Below are 8807 nucleotides of genomic sequence, written 5' to 3'. Positions count from 1 at the left end.
GAACCCGGCGGCGAGCCGGGCGGGTTGTCGGCCGCGGCGGTGCCCGGCGGCGGCTCCAGTGCGCCGCGGCGGCCGCAGCCCGCGAGCGCGAGGACGACGCAGGCGAGGATCACGATCGGTCGAAGAGAGTTCATCTCGGCACCTCCGGCTGTTGGGCGAGCCCGAAACGCGCGGCTAGCCCTGCCGTTCTGCCGCGGTCAGGCGCTCGATCCAGCGTTTCGATTCGCGGCGGACGTTCTCCGGGCTGGTGCCGCCTTCGCTGGTGCGGCTGCGGACCGAAGCGTCGACCGAGAGGACATCATAGACCTCCACCGTGATGGCGGGGTGGATCATCTGCATGGCCGCGAGCGGCATCTCCTCGAGCGGGGAGCCGAGCCGGGCCGCCTCGGCCACGATCCGGCCGGTGACGTGATGCGCCTCCCGGAACGGCAGGCCGGCCTCGCGGACGAGCCAGTCGGCGAGGTCGGTGGCGGTCGAATAGCCGGTGCCCGCCGCTTCGCGCAGCGCCTGCAGGTTCGGCGTCAGGTCCGCGACCATCCCGGTCATCGCCGCGATCGAGAGCGAAAGGCTCGGCAGCGCGTCGAGGACCTGCTCCTTGTCCTCCTGCATGTCCTTCGAATAGGCGAGGGGCAGGCCCTTCATGACGACGAGGAGCGCCTGCAGCGCGCCGAGGATGCGGCCCGCCTTCGCGCGGACCAGCTCGGCCGCGTCCGGGTTGCGCTTCTGCGGCATGATCGAGGAGCCGGTCGTGAAGCGGTCGGAAAGCTGCACGAATCCGAACTGGGCCGTGCACCAGAGCACGATCTCCTCGGCGAAGCGCGAGAGATGGATGGCGCAGATCGATGCGGCCGCCAGCGTCTCGATGGCGAAGTCCCGGTCCGAGACGCCGTCGAGCGAATTGGCGGTCGGCCGGTCGAAGCCGAGCTCGGCGGCGGTCGCCCGGCGGTCGATCGGGAAAGCCGTGCCGGCGAGCGCGGCGGAGCCGAGGGGGCATTCGTTGAGCCGGCGGCGCGCATCGGCGAAGCGGCCGCGGTCGCGGGCGAGCATCTCGACATAGGCGAGGAGGTGGTGGCCGAAGGTGATCGGCTGCGCGCTCTGCATGTGGGTGAAGCCGGGCATGACGGCGTCCGCGTAGCGCGAGGCCTTCTCCGCCAGCGCGAGCATGAGCCGGTGGATCTGGCCGTCGATCTCGTCGATCGCGTCGCGGACGTAGAGCCGGAAGTCGGTCGCGACCTGATCGTTGCGGGAGCGCGCCGTGTGAAGCCGGCCGGCCGGCTCGCCGATCAGCTCCCGGAGCCGCGACTCCACGTTCATGTGGATGTCCTCGAGCGCGCGGGAGAAGGCGAAGCGTCCCTCGCCGATCTCGCAGGCTATCGCATCGAGGCCTGCGACGATCCGCTCGGAATCCTCGCTTGTAATGATGCCGCGGGCCGCCAACATCCGCGCGTGCGCCTTCGACCCGGCAATGTCCTGCGCCGCCAGCGCCTTGTCGAAGTCGATCGATGCATTGATCTCTTCCATTATGGCGTCCGGCTTCTCGCTGAACCGGCCGCCCCACATGCGGTTCGACATGGCTGAAGGACTCTCGTTCGAAATGGTGCTCGCGTGAGAAGATCGGCTGTGACGGCAGTCATAGCAGCGGTCGCCGTAATCTGCGGCGGTGCTGCCCTATACGGGATCGCCGGCCCCGATAGCAACGCCGCGTCGGCGCAATGCGGGACGGCGCCGAAGGCGGCAGCGGCGCTCGATGCGCTCGCGACCGGCGAGGTGGCCGCCTTCCAGCTCGCCGCCGAACCGGAATATCTCGGCGGGCTGACGTTCCGGGGCGAGAACGGGGAAGAGCGGGCGCTCTCCGATTTCGCCGGCAAGACGCTGCTCGTGAACGTCTGGGCGACCTGGTGCGCGCCGTGCCGCCGGGAGATGCCCGCGCTCGACCGGCTCCAGGCCGCGGAGGCCGATGCCCGCTTCGCCGTGATGCCGATCTCGATCGATCTTGGCAGCAGGGACAAGCCGGCCGCCTTCCTGAAGTCGGTCGGCGCGAGCAACCTGCCGCTCCTGACGGATCCCTCCACCGAGATATTCAACGATCTGAAGCGGCGCAGTCTGGCGCTCGGGCTGCCGGTGACGCTCCTCATTGATCCGAAGGGCTGCCTCCTCGGCCATATCAACGGGCCGGCGGAGTGGGACAGCGCTGACGGCGTGAAGCTGGTGCAGGCGGCGAAGGAGGGTGCGTGAGGCCGCGCGGCGGCGGCTCCGCGCTCACGCGATGCGGATGACCGCGCCGCCCTCGAGGCATTCGGCCGGCTCGGCCTCCACCCGGTTGCGTCCGAGGCGCTTCGCCTTGTAGAGCGCCGTGTCGGCGCGCTTCATGAGTTCGTCCAGCGTGCTCGCCGCCGCCTGGTCGGAGGCAATTCCGATGCTGACGGTGGCGTGAACGACGGTTCCGCCGACCGCCTCGCCTGCCGTCAGGAAGGCGAGGCGCATGCGCTCGGCGATGCAGAGGGCCGCTTCGCGCCCTGCGCCGGGAAGGAGGACGACGAATTCCTCTCCGCCCCAGCGGCTGAGGAGATCGTTGGGGCGCAGGACCCTGCGGGCGCTGTCCGCGAAGGCCTGCAGCACGCGGTCTCCGAAATCGTGGCCGTGCGTGTCGTTCACGAGCTTGAAGCGGTCGAGGTCGAGCATCAGCAGGGAGACCGGCGCCCCTTCGCGGACAGCCCGCTCGATCAGGAATTCGGCGCGGGTGGCGAACGCCCTGCGGTTGGGAATCCCGGTGAGCGGATCGATGCGCGCCGCCTTCTGGTGAATGGCTTCGCTGCGCTCGCGCACCAGCGCCACCACGAATACGCTGCTCGCGATGGCGTAGACCAGCATCTCGAAATGGATCGCGCCGAGTATGGTCCCGAACGGCGCCGGACGGCCGAGATCGATCGCGAACGTATCCCTGACGCAGGCGAGGATGAACAGGGCATGCGCGCCGACGACGATGCCGAGCGCCCGCGAACTCCGCAGCCGCTCCTCGACGGGGCGCAGGATCTCCCATGAAGCGGCGCCGAGATAGGCGGCGGTGACGAGCAGGTTGATCGCGGCGCCGATCTCGGCGCGCAGCGATGGCGGCGCGGCGAGCGGAGCGAGAGCGATGAGGAGCGGGCCGGCCAGGAGCAGGGGGGGATGAGGGCGCCGCTGGTTGAAGGCCCGAACGCCCGTCCATGCGAGGGCGGGGCTCACGGTCATCGCCAGGAAGCCGAGCGGCATGATCGCGGCATCGGCGCCGCCGCTCCAGACGACCGCCAATATCCCGATTCCGAGCGAGAGGAGCAGATTGCTGCCGGCCCACCAGAGCGCGACGCTGCCGTCGCGGAACTGCGTCCACGTGAAGCCGAGAACGGCCGCCGTCAGCGCCGTGACGAAGCTTCCCGCCACCGTGAGCGTTGTCGCATCGAGCGCCATGTCACTCCCGATTCCCGCTCGGACAAACCGCCCGCCCGGCCTCGGGCGGCTGATTTCGCGGTCAGGTCCGCAGCCTGATCCGCACAGGAAAGAGACAGGAAATCAAAGGACTGTTAATGCCGGCCTTCACATTCGCGGGAGCGTTCCCGCCGGTCGGCTAGCGGGTGGGGACCGGCTTCGGTCCGCGATAATCGTAGAAGCCGCGATTGGTCTTCCGGCCGAGCCAGCCCGCCTCGACATACTTCACCAGCAGCGGGCAGGGGCGGTATTTCGAATCGGCCAGTCCCTCGTAGAGCACCTGCATGATCGACAGGCAGGTATCGAGGCCGATGAAGTCGGCGAGCTGCAGGGGGCCCATCGGGTGGTTGGCGCCGAGCCGCATGGCGGTGTCGATGGCCTCCACCGAGCCGACGCCCTCGTAGAGGACGTAGATCGCCTCGTTGATCATCGGCAGCAGGATGCGGTTCACCATGAAGGCCGGGAAATCCTCGGCGACGGCCGCCTTCTTGCCGATCTGCGCGACGAAGCTCTTGGCGAGGTCGAAGGTCGCGTCGTCCGTCGCGATGCCCCGGACGAGCTCCACGAGCTCCATCACCGGTACGGGGTTCATGAAGTGCATGCCCATGAACCGCTCCGGGCGGTCGGTGGCGGCGGCGAGCCGGGTGATCGAGAGCGACGACGTATTGGTGGCGATCATCGTGTCGGGGCCGAGCAGCGGACAGATCTCGGCGAAGATCTTCCGTTTCACGACCTCGCTCTCGGTCGCCGATTCGACCACCAGGTCGACCTCGGCGAGCTCCTCGTAGCTCATGCAGGGCGCGATCCGGCCGATCGCGGCCTTGCGCTCTTCTTCGCTGATGCGGCCGGAGGCGGCCTGGCGGGCGAGATTGCCGTCGACCGTGGCAAGCCCCGCCTGGACGCGTTCGAGCGTGACGTCGTTAAGCAGAACGCGGATGCCGTGGAGCGCGCAGACATGGGCGATTCCGCTGCCCATCTGGCCGGCTCCGATGATGCCGATCGTTGCGATCTTGTTCTTCATCCGCCTCGTACTCCTGGCGCGCGGAGTATTTCGTATGCGCTGAAAAAGGGGAAGGGTGCAGTGCGGCGAAATTCGCCTCCTCCCCAGCCGATTGCCGGCGGGTGCGGGCCCGCGTCGGCGGCCTTCGTCCACCGGCGGGCCCGCTGTCACGGTTGCGGACACCGACTTGAACCGCCTCTGCAGCCATGAACCATGCGGCTGCTCGGATCGCGGAGTGTCGGGGAGGCTGCCGTGCCGGAGCCGCGGTGGCGCTTGGTGTGGCGTCCCGCTGTGCCCCGGCCCGGGCCGCCCGAGCGGCGCGCCGGTCTCAGCCGGCGCGCTTGTCCAATTCGGCGACGAGTTCCGGGAGTACCTGGAAGAGATCGCCGACGAGGCCGTAATCGGCGACCTGGAAGATCGGTGCCTCCTCGTCCTTGTTGATCGCCACGATGACGCGGGAATCCTTCATGCCGGCAAGGTGCTGGATCGCACCGGAGATCCCGCACGCGACGTAGAGGTCCGGCGCCACGATTTTGCCGGTCTGGCCGACCTGCCAGTCGTTGGGCGCGTAGCCGGCATCGACGGCGGCGCGGCTCGCGCCGATTGCGGCGCCGAGCCGGTCGGCGACCGGCAGAATGACCTCCATGAAGCGCTCCCTGGAGCCAAGCGCCCGGCCGCCGGAGACGATGATGCGGGCGGCAGCGAGCTCGGGCCGCTCGCTTTCCGACAGCCTGTCCTCGACGAAGGCGGAGACCGCCGGATCGTCGCCCGGCGCGACCGGTTCGATCGGCGCGGCCGCGGCGCCGGCGCCGGTCGCCTGGAACGAGGCCGTCCGGATCGTCAGCACCTTCTTCGGGTCCGTCGACCTCACCGTCTGGATCGCGTTGCCGGCGTAGATCGGCCGCCGGTAGGTGTCGGGCGAGACGATCTCCTGCACGTCGGAGACCTGCATCACGTCGAGCAGGGCCGCGACCCGCGGCGCGACGTTCTTGCCCGTGGTCGTGGCGGGCGCGAGGATCGCGTCGTAGTCGCCGGCGAGCGAGACGACGAGCGCGGCGAGCGGCTCCGCGAGCTGGTGGGCGAGCGGCCCGGATTCCGCGAGGAGAACCTTCGCGACGCCCTCGAGCCGGGCCGCGGCCTCGGCGGCGGGCCGGGCGTCCTGGCCGGCGACGAGGACATGGACGTCGCCGCCCAGCGCGCGCGCTGCCGAAAGCGTCTTGGCCGTCGCCTCGTTGAGCGTCGCGTTGGCGTGCTCGGCAATGAGAAGAGTGGTCATGGTCCGGTCCCGTCCTAGAGTACGCCCGCTTCGTTCTTCAGCTTGTCGACGAGATCCGCGACGGACGCGACCTTCACGCCGGCCTGGCGCTTCGGCGGCTCCTTCGTCTCGATCACCTCGAGCCGGGGCCGCGTGTCGACGCCGAAATCCGCCGCCGTCTTCATGTCGATCGGCTTCTTCTTCGCCTTCATGATGTTCGGCAGCGAGGCGTAGCGGGGCTGGTTGAGCCGCAGGTCGGTGGTGACGACGGCGGGCATCGCGAGATCCACGACCTGGAGGCCCCCATCCACTTCCCGCGTGACCTTGATGCGGCCGCCGGCGATCTCGATCTTCGACGCGAAGGTGCCCTGCGGCCACCCGAGCAGCGCGGCCAGCATCTGGCCGGTCTGGTTGCAATCGTCGTCGATCGCCTGCTTGCCCAGGACGACGAGCCCCGGCGCTTCCTGCTCGGCGACCGCCTTCAGGATCTTCGCGACCGCGAGCGGTTCCACCGGCCCGTCCGCCTGGACGAGAATGCCGCGATCGGCACCCATGGCGAGGCCCGTGCGGATCGTCTCCTGGGCCTGTGCCGGTCCGATCGAGACGAGCACGATCTCGCTCGCGGTGCCGGCCTCCTTCAGCCGCAGCGCCTCTTCGACCGCGATCTCGTCGAAGGGGTTCATCGACATTTTCGTATTCGTCAGATCGATGCCCGACCCATCCGCCTTCACCCGCGGCTTCAAATTCGCATCGATCACCCGCTTCACGGGTACGAGGACCTTCATCATACGCTTCTCCGACCCTGTCGGCTTCGAACTAACGGTGGCGCGGCGGCCACGCAAGCCGGGCGGGCGCCGGCGCCGGGCAGAAGTGCGGGAGAAGCGGGACGGTGACCTTGGGCCGCGCCTGCGAGGACTTGAATTCGGCGGGCGCGGACGCCTTATCCCTCGACAAGACTCCGGGAGATCCACCTTGCTCCAGCGCATTACGGACGACGGCGCACGCCGGGAGGACATGAAGGCCATCCGGCTTCCCGCCGACCACCCGCCGGTGGCTGCGAAGCGCATCGGCGTCCTCCTCGTCAACCTCGGAACGCCCGACGGCACGGATTACTGGCCGATGCGGCGGTACCTGCGCGAGTTCCTGTCGGACCGCCGCGTCATCGAATGGCCGCGCGCCGTCTGGTATCCGATCCTCCACGGCATCGTCCTCAATACGCGCCCGAAGAAGAGCGGCGCCGCCTACGACAAGATCTGGAACCGGGAGCTCAACGAATCGCCGCTGCGGACCTTCACGCGCGCGCAGGCGGAGCGGCTCGCGGCGGAACTCGCCGCGGAGGCGCACGTCACGGTCGACTGGGCGATGCGCTACGGCAAGCCGTCGATCGCGGATCGGCTCGCGCGGCTCGCGTCGGAAGGCTGCGAGCGCATCCTGATCTTTCCGCTCTACCCGCAATACAGCGCTTCGACGACCGCGACGGTGAACGACAAGGCGTTCGAGGCGCTGATGACGATGCGCTGGCAGCCGGCGATCCGCACCGTGCCGCCCTATTACGACGAGCCGGTCTATATCGACGCGCTCGCCGAAAGCATCGAGCGCAAGCTCGCCGACCTCGACTTCGAGCCGGAGGTGGTGATCGCCTCCTATCACGGCATCCCGCAATCCTATTTCCGGAACGGCGATCCCTATCACTGCCACTGCCAGAAGACCTCGCGGCTGCTGGCGGAACGGCTCGGCTGGCCCAAGGGGCGGCTGATCACGACCTTCCAGTCCCGCTTCGGCCCGGAGGAGTGGCTGCAGCCCTATACCGACGCGACGGTGAGGCGGCTCGGCGACGAAGGCGTGAAGCGGATCGCCGTGCTCAATCCCGGCTTCGTCTCGGACTGCCTCGAGACGCTCGAGGAGATCGGCGAGCAGAACGCCGAGTTCTTCCGCGAGCATGGCGGCGAGAAGTTCGCGCATATTCCCTGCCTGAACGACAGTGCGCTCGGGATGCGCGTCATCTCCACGCTGGTACTGCGGGAACTGCAGGGCTGGGTCTAAAGAGGCTGGTAAGCCGGCGCCGCTAGGTGCTTTCTTGATCGGCCCCGTGGGGCGAGGGGGGAGAGTGCCATGATCGGCTTCGACGTCGCGGTGATCGTGCTGGCGATCCTCGCGATCCTGGTTCTGTTCGCCGGCATCAAGACCGTTCCGCAGGGCTACAACTACACCGTCGAGCGCTTCGGGCGGTACACGCGCACGCTGCAGCCGGGGCTGAACGTCATCACGCCCTTCGTCGAGCGGATCGGCGCCCGCATGAACATGATGGAGACGGTGCTCGACGTCCCGAGCCAGGAGGTCATCACGCGCGACAACGCGACGGTGACGGCGAATGGGGTCGGCTTCTACCAGGTGCTGAATGCGCCGCAGGCGGCCTACGAGGTGAACAATCTCGAGAACGCGATCATCAATCTCACCATGACCAACATCCGGTCGGTCATGGGCTCGATGGATCTCGACGAGCTCCTTTCCAACCGCGACGAGATCAACGAGCGGCTGCTCCGCGTGGTCGATGCCGCGGCCTCGCCCTGGGGCGTGAAGATCACCCGCATCGAGATCAAGGACATCGACCCGCCGCGCGACCTGATCGATTCGATGGCGCGCCAGATGAAGGCGGAGCGCGAGAAGCGCGCCACGGTGCTCGAGGCCCAGGGCGAGCGGGAGTCCAAGATCCTGCGCGCCGAGGGCGAGAAGCAGTCGCGGATCCTGGAGGCGGAGGGGCGGCGCGAGGCCGCGTTCCGCGACGCGGAGGCGCGGGAACGCGAGGCCGAGGCCGAGGCCAAGGCGACCGCCTTGGTGAGCGCGGCGATCGGCCAGGGCGACGTGCAGGCGATCAACTATTTCGTCGCCCAGAAATATATCGAGGCGCTCGCGCAGTTCGCCCATTCCCCGAACCAGAAGACGTTCCTGATGCCGGTCGAGGCCTCCGCCGCCATCGGCGCGCTCGGGGGTGTCGCGGAGATCGCGCGCGAGGTCTTCTCGCGCGATGGCCGCGACGCGCCGGCCCGGCCGCACGGGGCGCCCGGCCGCGTCCCGCCGGTGCCCCCG

The 8807-nt window shown here is 68.8% G+C and carries 9 protein-coding genes; 3 read left to right on the top strand and 6 right to left on the bottom strand.

Features of this window, described 5'->3' with window-relative positions; translation table 11 throughout:
* Nucleotides 1–134, bottom strand: a 134-nt coding sequence (gene lptM / locus E4O86_RS24060; protein ID WP_161142510.1) for an LPS translocon maturation chaperone LptM, incomplete at its 3' end; no start/stop codon positions are given.
* Nucleotides 135–174: 40 nt separating this feature from the next.
* A complete protein-coding gene (gene argH, locus E4O86_RS21025; protein ID WP_161142509.1) occupies nt 175–1572 on the bottom strand; it encodes an argininosuccinate lyase in 1398 nt (465 codons plus the stop codon).
* A gap of 33 nt (nt 1573–1605) precedes the next feature.
* On the opposite strand from argH, the gene tlpA reads away from it, so the two are divergent.
* Complete coding sequence (gene tlpA / locus E4O86_RS23705) at nt 1606–2235, top strand: thiol:disulfide interchange protein TlpA (RefSeq protein ID WP_161142508.1); 630 nt, start codon at nt 1606–1608, stop codon at nt 2233–2235.
* A gap of 24 nt (nt 2236–2259) precedes the next feature.
* Here the strand turns inward: tlpA and E4O86_RS21015 are convergent, their stop codons facing one another.
* From E4O86_RS21015 to E4O86_RS21000, 4 genes are all read right to left on the bottom strand, one after another.
* Complete coding sequence (locus tag E4O86_RS21015) at nt 2260–3447, bottom strand: GGDEF domain-containing protein (RefSeq protein ID WP_161142507.1); 1188 nt, start codon at nt 3445–3447, stop codon at nt 2260–2262.
* A gap of 157 nt (nt 3448–3604) precedes the next feature.
* Nucleotides 3605–4486 (bottom strand): 3-hydroxybutyryl-CoA dehydrogenase, encoded by an 882-nt coding sequence (locus tag E4O86_RS21010; RefSeq protein WP_161142506.1) that lies wholly within the window; start codon nt 4484–4486, stop codon nt 3605–3607.
* 307 nt (nt 4487–4793) lie between these two features.
* The gene (locus tag E4O86_RS21005; protein ID WP_161142505.1) at nt 4794–5741 is read right to left on the bottom strand and encodes an electron transfer flavoprotein subunit alpha/FixB family protein; all 948 of its coding nucleotides are present in this window, start codon (nt 5739–5741) and stop codon (nt 4794–4796) included.
* A 14-nt stretch (nt 5742–5755) separates the two neighbouring features.
* Nucleotides 5756–6505, bottom strand: a complete 750-nt coding sequence (locus tag E4O86_RS21000) for an electron transfer flavoprotein subunit beta/FixA family protein (protein WP_161142512.1) — start codon at nt 6503–6505, stop codon at nt 5756–5758.
* 229 nt (nt 6506–6734) lie between these two features.
* Here E4O86_RS21000 and hemH point away from each other — a divergent pair, with 229 nt between their 5' ends.
* Both hemH and E4O86_RS20990 read left to right on the top strand, forming a co-directional pair.
* Complete coding sequence (hemH, locus tag E4O86_RS20995) at nt 6735–7763, top strand: ferrochelatase (protein ID WP_161142511.1); 1029 nt, start codon at nt 6735–6737, stop codon at nt 7761–7763.
* Between the two features lie 69 nt (nt 7764–7832).
* Nucleotides 7833–8807: SPFH domain-containing protein (locus tag E4O86_RS20990; RefSeq protein WP_161142504.1), on the top strand; the 975-nt coding region annotated here is incomplete at its 3' end.

The organism is Propylenella binzhouense, assembly GCF_009866965.1.
Classification (GTDB): Bacteria; Pseudomonadota; Alphaproteobacteria; order Rhizobiales; family Afifellaceae; genus Propylenella; species Propylenella binzhouense.
This window is presented reverse-complemented; position numbering and strand designations above follow the sequence as displayed.